General features: G+C 71.2%; 19 protein-coding genes. 14 read left to right on the top strand and 5 right to left on the bottom strand.

From position 1 onward, the window contains the following. Nucleotides 1–109 precede the first annotated feature (109 nt). The 3 genes from Actob_RS13690 to Actob_RS13700 all read right to left on the bottom strand — a co-directional run bounded on the left by Actob_RS13690 (nucleotide 110) and on the right by Actob_RS13700 (nucleotide 1,914). A complete protein-coding gene (locus tag Actob_RS13690; RefSeq protein ID WP_284920538.1) occupies nucleotides 110–973 on the bottom strand; it encodes a hypothetical protein in 864 nt (287 codons plus the stop codon). Further along, nucleotides 970–1,155: a hypothetical protein gene (locus Actob_RS13695; RefSeq protein WP_284920539.1), complete on the bottom strand. Its 186-nt coding sequence runs from the start codon at nucleotides 1,153–1,155 to the stop codon at nucleotides 970–972. The genes Actob_RS13690 and Actob_RS13695 overlap by 4 nt, the downstream gene beginning before the upstream one ends. Before the next feature lie 150 nt (nucleotides 1,156–1,305). Beyond that, complete coding sequence (locus Actob_RS13700; protein ID WP_284920540.1) at nucleotides 1,306–1,914, bottom strand: SGNH/GDSL hydrolase family protein; 609 nt, start codon at nucleotides 1,912–1,914, stop codon at nucleotides 1,306–1,308. A 204-nt stretch (nucleotides 1,915–2,118) separates the two neighbouring features. Between Actob_RS13700 and Actob_RS13705 the strand changes: the two genes are divergently transcribed. From Actob_RS13705 to Actob_RS13740, 8 genes are all read left to right on the top strand, one after another. Further along, the gene (locus tag Actob_RS13705; RefSeq protein WP_284920541.1) at nucleotides 2,119–3,801 is read left to right on the top strand and encodes an ABC transporter substrate-binding protein; all 1,683 of its coding nucleotides are present in this window, start codon (nucleotides 2,119–2,121) and stop codon (nucleotides 3,799–3,801) included. Between the two features lie 12 nt (nucleotides 3,802–3,813). Next, nucleotides 3,814–4,803: an ABC transporter permease gene (locus Actob_RS13710; protein ID WP_284920542.1), complete on the top strand. Its 990-nt coding sequence runs from the start codon at nucleotides 3,814–3,816 to the stop codon at nucleotides 4,801–4,803. A 12-nt stretch (nucleotides 4,804–4,815) separates the two neighbouring features. Next, nucleotides 4,816–5,772, top strand: coding sequence for an ABC transporter permease (locus Actob_RS13715; protein WP_284920543.1), 957 nt, complete (start codon nucleotides 4,816–4,818; stop codon nucleotides 5,770–5,772). Further along, entirely contained in the window at nucleotides 5,769–6,653 is an 885-nt protein-coding gene (locus Actob_RS13720; protein WP_284920544.1) for an ABC transporter ATP-binding protein, read from the top strand. Before Actob_RS13715 ends, Actob_RS13720 begins: the two co-directional genes overlap by 4 nt. Then, nucleotides 6,650–7,462, top strand: a complete 813-nt coding sequence (locus tag Actob_RS13725) for an ABC transporter ATP-binding protein (protein ID WP_284920545.1) — start codon at nucleotides 6,650–6,652, stop codon at nucleotides 7,460–7,462. The genes Actob_RS13720 and Actob_RS13725 overlap by 4 nt, the downstream gene beginning before the upstream one ends. A gap of 74 nt (nucleotides 7,463–7,536) precedes the next feature. Then, the gene (locus tag Actob_RS13730; RefSeq protein ID WP_284920546.1) at nucleotides 7,537–7,773 is read left to right on the top strand and encodes a hypothetical protein; all 237 of its coding nucleotides are present in this window, start codon (nucleotides 7,537–7,539) and stop codon (nucleotides 7,771–7,773) included. 20 nt (nucleotides 7,774–7,793) lie between these two features. Beyond that, nucleotides 7,794–9,059: an alpha/beta fold hydrolase gene (locus Actob_RS13735; protein ID WP_284920547.1), complete on the top strand. Its 1,266-nt coding sequence runs from the start codon at nucleotides 7,794–7,796 to the stop codon at nucleotides 9,057–9,059. Beyond that, nucleotides 9,056–9,475 carry a hypothetical protein gene (locus Actob_RS13740; protein WP_284920548.1) on the top strand — a complete coding sequence of 140 codons (420 nt, stop codon included), beginning with the start codon at nucleotides 9,056–9,058 and terminating at the stop codon, nucleotides 9,473–9,475. Before Actob_RS13735 ends, Actob_RS13740 begins: the two co-directional genes overlap by 4 nt. 175 nt (nucleotides 9,476–9,650) lie before the next feature. On the opposite strand, the gene Actob_RS13745 is transcribed toward Actob_RS13740, so the two are convergent. Next, a complete protein-coding gene (locus Actob_RS13745) occupies nucleotides 9,651–10,250 on the bottom strand; it encodes a hypothetical protein (protein ID WP_284920549.1) in 600 nt (199 codons plus the stop codon). 212 nt (nucleotides 10,251–10,462) lie between these two features. On the opposite strand from Actob_RS13745, the gene Actob_RS13750 reads away from it, so the two are divergent. Then, nucleotides 10,463–11,071 (top strand): sulfotransferase family protein, encoded by a 609-nt coding sequence (locus tag Actob_RS13750; RefSeq protein ID WP_284920550.1) that lies wholly within the window; start codon nucleotides 10,463–10,465, stop codon nucleotides 11,069–11,071. Between the two features lie 6 nt (nucleotides 11,072–11,077). On the opposite strand, the gene Actob_RS13755 is transcribed toward Actob_RS13750, so the two are convergent. Further along, on the bottom strand, nucleotides 11,078–11,527 hold the full coding sequence (locus Actob_RS13755; RefSeq protein WP_284920551.1) for a nuclear transport factor 2 family protein: 450 nt from the start codon (nucleotides 11,525–11,527) through the stop codon (nucleotides 11,078–11,080). A gap of 45 nt (nucleotides 11,528–11,572) precedes the next feature. Here Actob_RS13755 and Actob_RS13760 point away from each other — a divergent pair, with 45 nt between their 5' ends. The 5 genes from Actob_RS13760 (at nucleotide 11,573) to Actob_RS13780 (ending at nucleotide 14,797) form a co-directional block, all read left to right on the top strand. After that, nucleotides 11,573–12,127: a TetR/AcrR family transcriptional regulator gene (locus tag Actob_RS13760; protein WP_284920552.1), complete on the top strand. Its 555-nt coding sequence runs from the start codon at nucleotides 11,573–11,575 to the stop codon at nucleotides 12,125–12,127. Nucleotides 12,128–12,199: 72 nt separating this feature from the next. Further along, nucleotides 12,200–13,333 carry an erythromycin esterase family protein gene (locus tag Actob_RS13765; protein ID WP_284920553.1) on the top strand — a complete coding sequence of 378 codons (1,134 nt, stop codon included), beginning with the start codon at nucleotides 12,200–12,202 and terminating at the stop codon, nucleotides 13,331–13,333. 94 nt (nucleotides 13,334–13,427) lie between these two features. Then, nucleotides 13,428–13,616 carry a DUF3072 domain-containing protein gene (locus Actob_RS13770; protein ID WP_284920554.1) on the top strand — a complete coding sequence of 63 codons (189 nt, stop codon included), beginning with the start codon at nucleotides 13,428–13,430 and terminating at the stop codon, nucleotides 13,614–13,616. 108 nt (nucleotides 13,617–13,724) lie between these two features. Next, a complete protein-coding gene (locus tag Actob_RS13775; RefSeq protein ID WP_284920555.1) occupies nucleotides 13,725–14,567 on the top strand; it encodes an FAD binding domain-containing protein in 843 nt (280 codons plus the stop codon). After that, nucleotides 14,558–14,797 carry a 2Fe-2S iron-sulfur cluster-binding protein gene (locus Actob_RS13780; RefSeq protein ID WP_284920556.1) on the top strand — a complete coding sequence of 80 codons (240 nt, stop codon included), beginning with the start codon at nucleotides 14,558–14,560 and terminating at the stop codon, nucleotides 14,795–14,797. Before Actob_RS13775 ends, Actob_RS13780 begins: the two co-directional genes overlap by 10 nt. Nucleotides 14,798–14,809: the final 12 nt, after the last annotated feature.

Genomic DNA, 14,809 nt, shown 5'->3' on the forward strand with positions numbered 1-14,809 from the left:
TGACGGCCGTGGGCGGTAGCGGTTCGGCATGCTGTGCCGGTGAGCGGACGGGTGGGAGGCGCGCGTGCGGTGACCCACCGGTGCGGCTACCGGCCGCGGTGGCTCGTGGTCAGTGCAGGTACCAGGCGCGCTGGCGGGCTCGGTCGACGGCGATCTGGAAGGAGAGCTCGAAACGGTGGGCCGGGTTGGCGTGGTACCAGCGCAGTGTCCGCAGGACCAGGGCCGGGTCCGCGGCCAGCCACGGGACCTGGATCGTCACGCGGTCCGGGGCGCGGAACCAGGACCGCCGGGTGCGGATCTCCGGGGCGGTGGCCTCCGCGTGATCGCCCACCGGGAAGGCGTCCGCCGGGGAGGGGACCGGGGGCTCCGCGGCAGTGACCGCTGGGAGCGCGATCACCGGGATTCGGGCCTGCTCGCCCGGGAGGATCTCCCGGATCGCCTGCCACGGCAGGAACTGCTGGGTCCAGACGCCGTGGTGGTAGACACCGTCCGGGGTGAGCGCCAGCCGTCCCGGGGCGTGCCGGAGCAGGACGTACAGCCCGGCCCCGGTGAGCAGGGCGCCGGCGAGCAGCAGCGGGGTGCGGAACGCCAGGGCGGCCTGCGCCAGGGTGAGCAGGGTCAGGAAGCTCGCATACCAGTAGTAGAGCCGCCCGGAGTACCCGAAGGTCAGCCCCGGCGTCCCGTCGTCGATCCGGGTGATCCGCATCCGGTCGCCGGTGTTGTGCGGGCGCACCCAGAGGTGCAGCAGGAGGCCGAACAGGTGTCCGAGGATCAGCACGGCCACCCCGCAGGCCAGCGCGGCCCCGGCATCGCCCAGCACGATCGACCACACCGTGGCGGCGAGCAGCAGTACCGCCAGGAATCCGCTGCCGACGGCGGCCTGCGCCAGCCGCGGCGACGGCCGGCAGTCCCGCCACGGCGACGGGTCGGCGGTGACCGGTGTGGTGCGCGGAAGGTCGAAGTAGAGGGTCATCGCGGCCGCCTGATCCGGCGGGCCAGCGGAGTGGCGGGGCGTACGGCAGCGGGGTGACCGCCGCCCACCGAGGGGGCCGGTCGTTCCGGCCCGCTGACGCGGCGGGCCGTCTCGTTGGCCCGCCGGAGGCAGTCGGTGATCGTGCGCAGGATGTCCAGGTCGATGCGGGTGCGATCGCTCATCACGTGGTCCTCTTCCGGTCCCCCGGGGGTGCGACGACCAGGGGTACGCAGATCGAGGGCGATCAGTTCAACGGCGCCTCCGGACAGGACGGACCGGGCGGCGTGGAAGCGCTCCCGGCGTACGGAATCTAAACGGGCTCAGATGGGCGGTCAAGAGCAACTCACCGAGGAATGGGCCAGCCAGGCGGCGGCCAGCACCGCGTGCCCGAGCGCCGTCGGATGCACCCCGTCGCTCGCCAGCGCGGCCGCCCCGTGCTCCTCGGCGGCCGCGGAAAACACGTGCTGAGCAGGCACGAAGGCGGCGCCGAACTCGGCCGCCAACTCGCGGATCACCAGACGTTTGGCGCCCAGGTCGTCCGCCTCCCACCGGTGCTGCTCGGCGGTCACCGGCAGAACGAACGGCTCGATCAGCACCAGCCGCACCGACGGCGCCAGCGTTCCCAGCATCCGGCGCAGGTTCGCCTCGAACTCGGCGGTGCCGGTGACCCGCCCGGCCCCGTCGTACCGCCGCCACACGTCGTTGATGCCGATCAGGACGGACACCACCGCCGGTTCGTGCGCCAGCACGTCGCCGGCCCAGCGGGCGGCCAGGTCGGACGACAGGTCACCACCGACCCCGGTGTTGATCACACGGGTCCTGGCCAGCGCCGGAGCCTCGGCGAGCAGCCGCACGTAGCCGTTGCCGAGGCCGGCCGGATCGTCGCGCCGTCCACAGTCGGTGATGCTGTCGCCGGTGCACAGAACGGGGTGATCGCCCATCGGGAACCTCCAGGTTCGCGGCCGTGCCGGGAAATGACGCACCGGGCGACGACCCGACATCTCCTCTTGACATTGCAAACTTAAGCCACTTAATAATGGCCCCGTCAAAGGTGAACCTCGCGCGTGGGCTGGGCAGGCGCGGGCGACCCAGGGCCGTTACCTCGTCGCCGGAGACGGTGGCGATCACAATCGAGGTATCCGCATATGTTCAAGTTGAAGGCCGCGGTGGCTGCGGCTGCCGCATTGACGCTGGCCGTGGCCGGTTGTTCGGGCGACAAGAGCGACGGCGGCACCACCAAGGGCAACGCCGGGAACAGTTCGATCACCATCTTCAACGGGTCGACCGGCACCATCGTGGAGAACTGGAACCCGTTCAGCCCGACCCTGCTGCAGCCCACCCAGGGCCTGATCTACGAGACGCTGTACTGGTTCAACTTCGCCAAGGAGTCCGAGCCGACCCCGATGCTGGGCACCGCCTACTCGTGGGACAAGACCGGCAAGGTGCTGACCATCACCACCCGGGACGGGGTGACGTGGTCGGACGGGCAGCCGTTCACCGCCAAGGACGTGGCGTTCACCTTCGACCTGGTCAAGCGCACCCCGGCGATCAACGCGAGCGGCCTGAAGCTGGTCTCGTCGGTGGCCAAGGACGACAAGACGGCGGTGCTGACCTTCGAGGTCCCGTCGTTCACCGCCGAGGCGGCCGTCATCGCCAACACCCCGATCGTCGCCGAGCACGTCTGGAGCAAGATCGACGACCCGGCGAAGACGATCAACCCGACCCCGGTCGGCACCGGGCCGTACAAGCTGAAGACGTTCTCCGCGCAGAGCTACGTGATGGAGAAGAACCCGAACTACTGGCAGTCCGGCAAGCCGCAGATCCAGAACGTCCGCTACGTCGCGCTGGCCACCGCCGACGCCGCGACCGCCGCGCTGACCGCCGGCCAGGTGGACTGGATGAGCGCCTTCCTGCCCGGCCTGGAGCAGCTGCTCAAGAACCAGAAGAACCTGACCTACGTGAACACCCCGGCGATGACCACGTCGGTCTTCACCTGCGCCGGCGCCGAGCTGGGCTGCAAGGGCCCGCAGACCGACCCGGCCGTGCGTCAGGCGATCTACTACGCGCTCAACCGCGACCAGCTGAACAAGCTGGCCGGTGGTGGCTTCGCGGAGACCGCGTCGCCGACCCTGCTGCTGCCCGAGCGGGACAAGAAGTGGATCGCCGACCCGGCGAACGCCACCACCCCGGGCGCCCCGGACGTCGCCAAGGCGAACCAGATCCTGGACGCGGCCGGCTGGGTCAAGGGCGGTGACGGCATCCGGGCCAAGGGCGGCGAGAAGCTGTCGATGACCATCCAGACGGTGACCGGCTGGAGCGACTACATCTCGCTGAACGACGCGATGAAGCAGGAGCTCAAGGAGGTCGGCATCGAGATCAAGCCGACCCAGCTGTCCTGGAACGAGTGGAACAACAACCAGGTGCAGGGCAAGTTCCAGCTGTCGCTGGACTCGATCGGCCTGGGCGCGTCGACGAACCCGTACTTCACCTACCTGAAGTACACCACCGTGACCACGGCGAAGGTCGGCGAGTCGGCGCAGAACAGCGGCAACTACTCGCGGTACAAGAACCCGAAGGTGGACGCCGCGATCGCCGCGGCGACCAACACCAACGACGAGGCCGCGCAGAAGGCGCAGTACGCGATCGTCCAGCAGGAGATCGTCAAGGACCTGCCGTACATCCCGATCTACGTGAACTCGATGCTCACCGAGTTCAGCACCGCGAACGCGGTCGGCTGGCCGAGCAACGAGAACAAGTACGCCCTGCCCGCCTCCTGGAAGAGCTGGGACAACGGCGTCGTGCTGAGCAACCTGCAGCCCGCGAAGTAAGGACTGCCGACCGTGCGCTACCTGCTCCGTAAGTTGGGGTTCTACCTGGTCGCCCTCTGGGCGGCGCTGACGGTGAACTTCTTCGTCCCGCGCCTGATGCCCGGCGACCCGGTGGACATCCTGCTCTCGAAGCTGGGTCAGCGCGGGCCGGTCACCCCGGAGATGCGGGCCTCGACCGAGGCCCTGCTGGGCACCAGCAGCGGCAAGCCGCTCTGGAGCCAGTACCTGGAGTATCTCGGGAACCTGGCACACGGGGATCTGGGCGTCTCGGTGACGTTCTTCCCCGCGTCGGTCGGCTCGATCATCGAGCAGACCCTGCCCTGGACGATCGGCCTCATCGGTCTGGCCACGGTGATCTCGTTTCTGGTCGGCGTCGGTCTGGGCACCGCCGCCGGCTGGAAACGCGGCTCCTGGCTGGACAACCTCATCCCGGTCACCACGATGTTCCAGTCCGTGCCGTACTTCTGGCTGGCGTTGATCCTGCTCTTCCTGTTCGGCAGCACCTGGCCGTTGTTCCCGCTCAACGGCGGGTACGACGTCTACTCCGTGGAGCCCGGCTGGAGCCTGGACTTCATCGGCTCGGTGATCTATTACGGCGCGCTGCCGGCCCTCACCATCATCCTGTCCAGTGTCGGCGGCTGGATGCTCGGCATGCGCAACATGATGGTCTCCACGCTCTCCGAGGACTACATGGTCACCGCCGAGGCGAAGGGCCTGCGGCCGGGCCGGATCATGCGCCGTTACGCGGCCCGCAACGCGATCCTGCCGTCGGTCTCCGGCTTCGCCATCTCGCTCGGCTTCGTGGTGGCCGGTTCGATCGTCACCGAGGCGGTCTTCTCCTACCCCGGCATCGGCTCCGCGCTGCTGCAGGCGGTCGGCGGCAACGACTACGCCCTCATGCAGGGCATCTTCCTGGTCATCACGCTGTCCGTGCTCGGCGCGAACCTGCTGGTCGACCTCCTGTACTCGGTCATCGACCCGCGCACCCGCGCCCGGGCCTAGGAGGGGCCAGCCATGACCATGACCACCGAGCTGGCCGACGCCAGCGTGGATGCGACGTCAAGAGCGACTGGCGTACGCAAGATCCGCCTCACCAACCACAAGCTGCTGGCCGGACTGATCATCGGCGGCGCCATCCTGCTCTTCGGCCTGCTGGGCCCGCTGTTCTGCCAGGACCCGTCGCTGGTGCACGACGAGGGACTGACCCCGCCGAGCGCGGCACACTGGCTCGGCACCACGCAGACCGGCCAGGACGTCCTGGCCCAGCTCGCCTACGGCACCCGCGGCTCGCTCGCCGTCGGCGCCGTCGTCGGCATCCTCACCCTGCTGCTCTCCACGTTCTTCGGCGTCGTCGGCACCTACGCCGGCGGCTGGGTCGACGAGGCGTTCTCGCTGTTCACCAACGTCGCGCTGGTGATCCCCGGCCTGCCACTGGTGATCGTGATCTCCAGTTACGTCCCGGACAAGAGCATCTGGCTGGTCTCCATCGTGCTGGCGATCACCAGCTGGGCCGGCTCCGCCCGGGTGCTGCGCGGCTACACGCTGAGCCTGCGCAACCGCGACTACGTGCTCGCCTCCCAGGTGGCCGGCGAGAAACGCTGGCGGATCCTGGCCGTGGAGATCCTGCCCAACCTGATCCCGCTGCTCGCCTCGCAGGTGGTGTTCGCTGTCATCTTCGCCATCCTGGGCGAGGCCGGCCTCTCCTACCTCGGCCTCGGCGCGAGCGGCTCGTTCACCTGGGGCACCATGCTCTACTACGCGCAGAACGGCCTGGCCCTGCGGCTGGGCGCCTGGTGGTGGTTCGTGCCGCCGGGCCTGATGCTGGCCCTGTTCGGCGCCGCGCTCTCGCTGATCAACTTCTCGATCGACGAGATCATCAACCCGAAGTTGCGCAACCAGACCCGGGCCGCCCGCAAGGGCTGGCGGATGTCGCGCGAGCAGCTGCACAAGGCGAAGGAGGCCACGCTGTGACGAGCACTCCGGTCCTGTCCATCGAGGACTTCAGCGTGGACTACCTGGTCGAGCCGGTCGTGCACGCGGTCCGGAACGTCTCCCTGGAACTCCAGCGCGGCGAGGTGCTGGGCCTGGCGGGGGAGAGCGGCTGCGGCAAGAGCACGCTGGCGTACGGGATCATCCGGCTCCTGAAACCGCCGGCGATGATCACTTCCGGCCGGGCGGTCTTCCACTCCCGCGAGGGCCACGAGATCGACTGGAACGAGTTGCACGCCGAGGAACTGCGGGCCAACCGCTGGGAGAAGATCTCGATGGTCTTCCAGGGCGCGATGAACTCGCTCAACCCGGTGATCAGCATCCGGGACCAGTTCGAGGACGTCTTCACCACGCACCGGCCCCGGATGGGCCGCAAGGAGCGTCGCGAACGCTGCGCCGAGCTGCTCGAACGCGTCGGCGTGGACCGCGGGCGGCTCACCTCCTATCCGCACGAGCTCTCCGGCGGCATGCGGCAGCGGGTGATCATCGCGATGGCGATGGCCCTGGAGCCGGAGGTCATGATCATGGACGAGCCGACCACGGCGCTCGACGTGGTGGTGCAGCGGGAGATCCTGCGGGAGATCACCCGGCTGCGCGACGAACTCGGCTTCGCGGTCATCTTCATCACCCACGACCTGCCGCTGCTGCTGGAGATCAGCGACCGGATCGCGGTGATGCGCAGCGGGGAGATCGTCGAGCTGGACGACGCCGCCGAGCTCTACACCAACCCGAAGCACGACTACACCAAGCAACTGCTGGCGTCCTTCCCCAGCCTCACCGGCGACCGTGGCTCGTTCGTCCGCGGCGCGATGGACGACCGGCTGCTGGCGCTGGACGCGGTGAAGGTGGGGGACGACAAGTGACCAAGCTGGAAGTGCGCGGGCTGGGCAAGGAGTACCGGCTGCGGCACGGGTGGCGGGCCGGCACGCTGCGTGCCGTCGACGACGTGAGCTTCGCCCTCGACCACGGGAAGACGATCGCGCTGGTCGGCCAGAGCGGCAGCGGCAAGTCGACGGTCGCCAAGCTGCTGCTCCAGCTGGAACGGCCGACGACGGGCGAGATCCTGCTCGACGGGCAACCGGTGGCGCGGCGTGGGTCCGGGCTGGCCGCCTACCGGCGTACCGTGCAGATGGTCTTTCAGGATCCGTTCGCCAGCCTGAATCCCTATCACACGATCGGGCATCATCTGGCCCGGCCGATCCGGCTGCATCATCCGGGGATGAGCGACGCGGACGTCCGGACGCGGGTGCTCGAACTGCTCGAACGGGTGCGCCTGACGCCGGCCGGCACGGTGGCGAAACGACGCCCGCACGAGCTCTCCGGCGGCCAGCGGCAACGCGTCGCGATCGCCCGCGCCCTCGCACCGGAACCGGGGGTGCTGATCGCCGACGAGCCGGTGTCGATGCTCGACGTCTCCATCCGGCTCGGCGTGCTCAACCTGCTCGCCACCCTGCAACGCGAGGAGGACCTGGGCGTTCTCTACATCACCCACGACCTGGCCACCGCCCGGCACTTCTCCGACGAGATCCTGGTGATGTACCAGGGCCGGATCGTCGAGCGGGGACCGGCCGACGACGTGATCCTGAACCCGCGGCACGAGTACACCAGGACGCTCGCCGACGCGGCACCCAACCCGGAACGGCGGATCGGGCAGCTCCGGCAGGCCGGCTGACGCTCCGTCACACCGGGTACTTGTGCCGCGACGCTACCGTGGTAAGCAACGTTCCGGCAGGTGGGAGACTTGCGGTGGGCTTCTTCAAGCGGATGGTGCTGTCCGTGGTGGCGTCGAAACTGGAGCGCCGGGCACAGCACAGCAACAACCCGATGGTGCACAGCATGCTGCGTGAGGTGAACCACAAGCTCGGCCGGCACGGGGGTCACCCGCACGCCGGCTATCCGCACTACGGTCCGCAGTACCACCCCGGACCGGCCTATCACGGGCACTACCGGCACCACGGACATTACCGTCGCCGGTTCTGGTGACCGGTGACTACGGTGGGCGCGTGATCGCTCATCCGGGACTCCGTTTCATCGACCACACCGTCACCGTGCCTCTCGATCACCGGCGGCCGGACGGCGCGACCATCGAGGTGTTCGCCAGGGAGGTGGTCGCCGCCGACCGGGCCGGCGACGACCTGCCCTGGCTGCTCTACCTGCAGGGCGGGCCGGGCGGCAAGGGCCCCCGGCCGCTGCGCGCGGAGGGCTGGATCGGGCACGCGGTGCGCACGCATCGGGTGCTGCTGCTCGACCAGCGGGGCACCGGCCGGAGCACGCCGGTGACCGCTCGTACCGTCGCCGGCCGGTCCGACCGGGAGCTGGCTGCCTACCTGCGCCACTTCCGGGTCGACAGCATCGTCGCCGACGCGGAGATCCTGCGGGCGAAACTGACCGGCGGCGCCCCGTGGGACACCCTCGGCCAGAGCTACGGCGGGTTCATCACCCTGAACTACCTGGCGAGTGCCCCGCACGCGCTGCGGACCTGCTACCTGACCGGCGGCCTGCCGGGCCTGGACGTGCACGCCGACGACGTCTACGCGATCACCTATCCGCTGGTCGCGGCCCGCAACGCGGAGTTCTACCGGGCCTTCCCCGAGGACGCGGCACAGGTCCGGCGGATCGCCGACCACCTGACCGAGCGGGAGGTGCTGCTGCCCGACGGCGACCGGCTGACCGCCCAGCGGCTGCGGCTGCTCGGCAACCTGTTCGGCGGCAGCACCGGGTACGCCCAGCTGCACTGGATCCTCGACGAGGCGTGGCACGGGACCGAGCTCTCCGACACGTTCCGGCACGAGGTGCTGCGCGCGACCGCCTTCGTCGACGTGCCGATCTTCGCGCTGCAGGAGTTCACCTTCGGCCAGGGCTCGAGGCCGACCGCCTGGGCCGCCGACCGGGCGCTCGAGCGGCACCCGGAGTTCGCCGCGGACGCCGATCCGCTGCTGTTCACCGGCGAGATGATGTACCCCTGGATGTTCCGGGAGATCGCGGCGCTGCGCCCGTTCGCCGGGGCCGCCGACATCCTGGCCGCCGCCGACGACTGGCCGTGGCTCTACGACACGGCCCGGCTGGCGGCGAACGAGGTGCCGGTCTTCGCCGCTGTCTACGCCGACGACATGTATGTGCCGGCCGAGCTGTCGCTGCGCACCGCCGGCATGATCGGCAACCTGAGTACCTGGGTCACCGACGAGTACCAGCACGACGCGCTGCGGGTGGCCGGCGACGTAGTGCTCGGCCGGTTGATGGCGATGGCAGCCTCGGGTGCGCCGCGATGACGCCGATGCGCGACCCGATCCCGCCGCCCGCCGCCCCGATGGCGTCCGTCGGCTCCATAACGCGCGCTGGCTTCATGCCGCCCGCCGGGTTCATGCCGCCTGCTGGCTCCATGCCGCCCCAGGGCGGCCCGATCGCGCCGCCTGCCGGTCCGCGAGCGGCGCCGGTCGCTCGCCCGGCCGGGTCGCGACGGCAGCCGGGTCTGTGGGCGCTGCTCACCGTCGTCGCCGTGGCCGCGGCGGCCGGGGGCGCCTTCGCCGCGCTGGACAGCCGGCCGGCCCACCCGGGCCCGCAGCCACGGCACGGCCCGGCCGAGTTCATGGTCCCGCGAAACGGGCCGTCGGCCGGCTATCCGATGCCCACGGCCCGCACCCGCCATCTGACCGCCGTGCCGGTCGCCGACCGTTCCCGCGGCTAGTCCGTGTTTCGGAGTCCGGACGCAGCCCCGGCCGGACTCCGAAACACGGACTAGCGGTCCGCCGCGGTCCGCTGTCCGCCACTTTCCGGTACGCCGGTGCGGCGCCCGCCGGCGAGCGGGGGAGCGCGGTGGGCGTACCGGAAAATGGCGGACGCGAGCCCGGCGGACCGTGCGGTCAGCAGGTGATCTTGGGGTTGAGGGTGGTCAGTTCGCCCTCGGGGTTCGGCAGGTAGAGCCAGACGTGCATGTCGTAGTGGACCGGCATGGGGTGGCCCTCCATCGGACCGTCGAACGGGTGGCCGAACAGGTCCGGCCGGTCGCCATCGGTGCGCAGGTCGCCGTCGGCGTCGGCATGGAAGTACTCCAGACCGGTGAGCTGGAGTTTGCCGTGCTTGCCGGGGAGGTAGAGCAGGATCGGCGGCTTGGCCGGGTCGACGTGGGCGGCGGCGACGCGGGCCGGGTTGGCATAGTGCAGGCCCATGCCCGGCACGCAGTCCTCGGTGGGCACGTAACCGGCCTTGACCGCCTGGCGGACGTCGCGGAACCGGTGGGTCGCGTCGAGCAGCATCTTGCGCTGGGCGTCGGTGAGGTGCTGCGGGCGCGGCCGGTGATGGGCCGGGGTTCCGGTGGGCGGTTCGTGCCGCTGGCCCGCCGCGGGGGTGCCGGTGGGCGGTTCGTGTCGCTGGCCCGCCGTCGCCGGGGTGGCGCCGGCGGCGAGCAGACCCACGAGTGAGGTCGCGGCCGCGACTCCCCGGACTACCTGCGAAATCGTCATGTCCCCAGGGTCCCGCCATGATCACCTCGGGGGCGGCCGGCCGGCCGGCGCTCACCGGGTCGGGTGACCGACACCCGGCCCGGCAAGTCAGCCGCGGCGGCGGCGCGCCGGATGCCGGGGCCTGGAGCCGGCGCGGTGCCGTCCGCCATCGGACAGCGACGACAGTGAATGTTCACTTTTCCGGCCGACAAGGTGCGAGTAGGAAGGAGGGCGTGGATGTCATCGGTGTTGGACTCGGCCGGACCGGAACCCTCAGCCTCAAGGCCGCCCTGGAACGGCTCGGCTACGGGCCCTGCGCGCACATGCTCCCGCTGATGGCGGATCCGGACCGCTGCCGGCTGTTCAGCGCGGCGGCGGCCGGCGATCCGGGCAGCCTGGACAAGGCGCTGGACGGCTTCCGGTCCACGGTGGACTGGCCGGGCGTCTACTTCTGGCGGCGCCTGGTCGAGCAGTACCCGGAGGCCAAGGTGCTGCTGTCCGTCCGCGACCCGCAGGCCTGGTACGCCAGCGCGGAGCGCACCATCTGGGCGGCCGCGAACCGGCCCACCCCGCCGGGGATGGAGGCGTTCCGGGAGATGGCCGACGCCACCAACTTCGCCGGGATGTTCGACGGGCGGTTCGGAGACCGGGACTTCGCGATCGAGGTGTACCGGCGGCACAACGACGAGGTGCGACGGGTGGTGCCGGCCGAGCGGCTCCTGGAGTTCCGGGTGGAGCAGGGCTGGGGACCGCTCTGCGAGTTCCTCGGCCGGCCGGTGCCGGACGAGGAGTTCCCGCGGCTCAACGACACCGCCACGTTCCACGCCCGGCTGCACTGGTGAGGGCGCTCAGCGCAGCGGGATCCCGGTGCGGTCGCCGGCCGGCCGGGGGCCGTGGATCCGGCGGTCGGCCTCGCTGATCGGGACGTCGTCGATGCTGGCCTCGCGGCGGCGCATCAGGCCGCGCTCGTCGAACTCCCACAGCTCGTTGCCGTAGCTGCGCCACCACTGGCCGGTGGCGTCGCGGCACTCGTACTGGAAGCGGACGGCGATGCGGTCGGCGGTGAACGCCCACAGTGACTTGCGCAGCGCGTAGTCCCGCTCGCGCTCCCACTTTGCGGTCAGGAACTCGACGATCGCGGCCCGGCCGGTGACGAAGGCGTCGCGGTTCCGCCAGACCGAGTCCTCGGTGTAGGCCAGGGCGACGCGCTGCGGATCACGGGTGTTCCAGGCGTCCTCGGCGGCCTGGACCTTCGCGGCGGCCGACTCGGCGGTGAACGGGGGCAGAAGTGCTGACATGACGACCTCCGGGAGAACGACGGTTCTCCGGTAGGCTAGAGAACCATGGTTCTCGAAGTCAACGAGGCGCGCGACCGGGTGCTGGACGCCGCCGAGCAGCTGATCTACGCCCGTGGCATCCGGGCGGTCGGGATGGACGACGTCCGGACCGGTTCCGGGGTCGCCCTGAAACGGCTCTACGCGCTCTACCCGAGCAAGGACGCCCTGGTCGAGGCGGTCCTCGAGCGGCGGGACGGCTGGTGGCGGGGGCGGCTGGCGGCGTTCGTCGAGCGGGTCGACGATCCGGCGGAGCGGCTGCTGGCGGTCTTCGACTGGCTGGGCGAGTGGTTTGCCGAGCCGGGGTTCCGAGGGTGCGCGTGGATCAACGCGTTCGGCGAGGCGGGCGCCACCTCACCGGCCGTGGCCGCGCAGGTGGAGCGGCACAAGCGGGCCTTCGCCGGGCAACTGGCCGGGTGGGTGGCGGCGGCCGGCCGCTCGCCGGAACTCGCCGAGCAACTCTTCCTGCTGGCCGAGGGTGCGATGGTCACCGCCGGCATCCGGGGCAGTGCGGAACCGGCGCGCGTCGCGCGAGGAGCCGCCGCGGCGCTGCTCGCTGTTTGAGGGTTACTCCTGAACTTGCTGCAGTAATCCGGCAGAAGTCTCCACCGTTGGTTCAACGATACGGTTGAGGTCATGATGGATGCTGCCAAGCTGCTGGAAATGCTGCCGGCCAAGCCCAGGGTGCTCGCCCTGGGTGAGCCCACGCACGGCGAGGACGTGTTGCTCGACGTACGCAACGAGCTGTTCCGGCCCCTCGTCGAGCAGGCCGGGTACCGGACGATCGCGATCGAGAGCGACTGCCTGCGCGGTCTGATCGTCGACGACTACGTGACGTCCGGCGCCGGCACCCTCGACGACGTCATGGCCCACGGCTTCAGCCACGAGTTCGGCCGCTCGCCGGCGAACCGGGAACTGGTCCGCTGGATGCGGGCCTACAACGAGGGACGGCCCGAGCCGGAGCGGGTGCGGTTCGCCGGCTTCGACGGGCCGCTGGAGACGGTCGCCGCGGACAGCCCGCGGCAGGCGCTCACCGCGCTGCACCGGCACCTGGCCGGCGTGGTGGGCGCCGATCTGCTGCCGTGCACCGCGGAGACGCTCGACGCCCTGCTCGGCGACGACGACCGGTGGACCGAGCCGGCCGCGATGATGGACCCGGCGCGGTCGGTGGGCAGGTCACCGGAGGCGGTCCGGCTGCGGTCGCTCGCCGACGACCTGGCCGCGCTGCTCGCCGCGACGCCGGCGGCCGGCACCGAGCTCGCCCGTCTCCACGCGCGGACCGCCACCGGCCTGCTGCGTTACCACTCCTGGTTCGCCGACGCCTCGCCCGCCCGGCTGCCCTGGCTGCTAGCCGTGCGCGCCTCGATGATGGCCGACAACCTGCTCGCCCTCGCCGAGCGGGGGCCGATGCTCGTCTTCGCCCACAACGGACACCTGCAACGGCCCCGGAGCAGCATGAACCTGGGCGGCCGGCCGGTCGGCTGGTGGAGTGCCGGGGCGATCGCCGGCGCCCGGCTCGGTGCGGACTACGCGGTGGTGGCGACGGCGGTCGGCACCATCCGGCACCGCGGCGTGGACACCCCGCCCCCGGACACCGTCGAGGGCTTCCTGTACGGCCTTCCGGCGGACCGTTGCCTCGTCGACCCGCGCGATCTGCCGGTCCCGTCCGCACCCCGGGAGTCCCCGTGGTTCGGCTACGCCCCGCTCGACCCCGGCCACCTCACCGCCTGCGACGGCATCGTGTTCGTCAAGGACCTGCCCGAGGCGTGACCGTCCTCGACCGGGGTCCCGGGGGCCGGTGTGAGTTCCGGTCCGGTGGGTAGTAGAACGGGCGTTCGACGAGCCGGATCGAGAGGGTGACGGCATGGCTGACAACCGGGTGAAGGATCCGCAGGACTGGACGACCGGGGACGAGCCGGCGACCGGGGCGCAGGAGTCGTACCTGCACACCCTGGCCACCGAGGCGCACGAGGACGTCCCGGACAACCTGACCAAGGCGGAGGCCTCGGAGCGCATCGACGAGCTGCAGGAGAGGACCGGACGGGGCAAGTGACCACGGGAGGGTGTCGCCCGGCCGGGTGACGCCCTCCCCGTGACCCGGCGCGGTGTCCCAGACTGTGACCGCTGCTGGAAGCCGCCTACCGGGGAGGGCGACGCGGTCATGACCCAGACGTTCGAATACCTCGCCGCCACCGATCTCGACGAGGTGATCGCGGCGCTCGCCGACGGCGGCACCTCGGTGCTGGCCGGGGGACAGAGCCTGGTGCTCGAACTCGCCGCCGCGGAGGCGCCGCCCCGCCGGGTGGTCGACATCAACCGGGTGGCCGGGCTCGACACGCTGGCCGAGGCGGACGGCTTCCTGCGCGTCGGCCCGCTGGTCCGGCACCGGACGTTCGAGTCGGACACGGTCGGCGGCCCGCTCGGCGACCTGCTGCGCGTGGTGGTGCGGCACATCGGCCATCCGCCGATCCGGGCTCGCGGCACGATGCTGGGAAGTCTGGCGTACGCCCACCCGGCCGCCGAGTGGCCGGTGGTGGCCGTGGCGCTCGACGCCGAGCTGGTGCTCACCGGGCCGGCCGGGTGCCGGACCGTGCCGGCCGCGAGTTTCTTCACCGGTCCGTTCAGCACCGCGCGCCGCCCGGAGGAATTCCTCGCCGAGTGCCGCCTGCCGGTGCTGCCGGCCGGGACCGGGATCGGCTACGCCGAGGACCGGCGCACCACGATCTTCCCGGAGGCCGCCGCGTTCGCCGCGGTGACGGTAGCCGGCGGCCGGGTCGTCGCCGCCTCGATCGGCCTGGTCAACGCCGGGCCGTGCCCGGTGCGCGCCCGGGCCGCCGAGCGAGCGCTCGTCGGCTCGGACTTCTCGGACGCGGCCATCGCCGCCGCGGCGGCGACCGCCGCCGAGACCGATGCCACCGGCACCGCGCGGCGGCCGGCCCTGCGGACGCTGACCCGCAGGGCACTCTCTCAGGCCCGGGAACGGACGGTGATCAGGTGCGAGTGACGCTCGTGGTGAACGGCATCCGCCGCGAACTCGACGTCGAACCGCATCGCAGCCTCGCGGCGGCGCTGCGGGAGCGAGGCGGTCCGGCCGGGCCCGGCTGCGCGGACGGTACCTGCGGCCGGTGCGAGGCGGTGGTCGACGGCGAGGCGATCCGTACCTGCCTGATCCTGGCGGTGCAGTGCCACGGCGCGCGCGTGGGCACCGCCACGGCCGGAGAGGCGGCGGCCTGACGCCGCGAGCCG

The sequence above is a fragment of the Actinoplanes oblitus genome (assembly GCF_030252345.1).
GTDB classification, from domain to species: domain Bacteria; phylum Actinomycetota; class Actinomycetes; order Mycobacteriales; family Micromonosporaceae; genus Actinoplanes; species Actinoplanes oblitus.

What these genes read in the sequence shown, in the direction of transcription:
- Actob_RS13775 (WP_284920555.1), top strand. Translation starts at nt 13,725, where the DNA reads ATGACCCAGACGTTCGAATACCTCGCCGCCACCGATCTCGACGAGGTG.
- Actob_RS13755 (WP_284920551.1), bottom strand. Translation starts at nt 11,527, where the DNA reads ATGTCAGCACTTCTGCCCCCGTTCACCGCCGAGTCGGCCGCCGCGAAG.
- Actob_RS13740 (WP_284920548.1), top strand. Translation starts at nt 9,056, where the DNA reads ATGACGCCGATGCGCGACCCGATCCCGCCGCCCGCCGCCCCGATGGCG.
- Actob_RS13745 (WP_284920549.1), bottom strand. Translation starts at nt 10,250, where the DNA reads ATGACGATTTCGCAGGTAGTCCGGGGAGTCGCGGCCGCGACCTCACTC.
- Actob_RS13760 (WP_284920552.1), top strand. Translation starts at nt 11,573, where the DNA reads ATGGTTCTCGAAGTCAACGAGGCGCGCGACCGGGTGCTGGACGCCGCC.
- Actob_RS13700 (WP_284920540.1), bottom strand. Translation starts at nt 1,914, where the DNA reads ATGGGCGATCACCCCGTTCTGTGCACCGGCGACAGCATCACCGACTGT.
- Actob_RS13690 (WP_284920538.1), bottom strand. Translation starts at nt 973, where the DNA reads ATGACCCTCTACTTCGACCTTCCGCGCACCACACCGGTCACCGCCGAC.
- Actob_RS13705 (WP_284920541.1), top strand. Translation starts at nt 2,119, where the DNA reads ATGTTCAAGTTGAAGGCCGCGGTGGCTGCGGCTGCCGCATTGACGCTG.
- Actob_RS13695 (WP_284920539.1), bottom strand. Translation starts at nt 1,155, where the DNA reads ATGAGCGATCGCACCCGCATCGACCTGGACATCCTGCGCACGATCACC.
- Actob_RS13715 (WP_284920543.1), top strand. Translation starts at nt 4,816, where the DNA reads ATGACCATGACCACCGAGCTGGCCGACGCCAGCGTGGATGCGACGTCA.
- Actob_RS13770 (WP_284920554.1), top strand. Translation starts at nt 13,428, where the DNA reads ATGGCTGACAACCGGGTGAAGGATCCGCAGGACTGGACGACCGGGGAC.
- Actob_RS13765 (WP_284920553.1), top strand. Translation starts at nt 12,200, where the DNA reads ATGATGGATGCTGCCAAGCTGCTGGAAATGCTGCCGGCCAAGCCCAGG.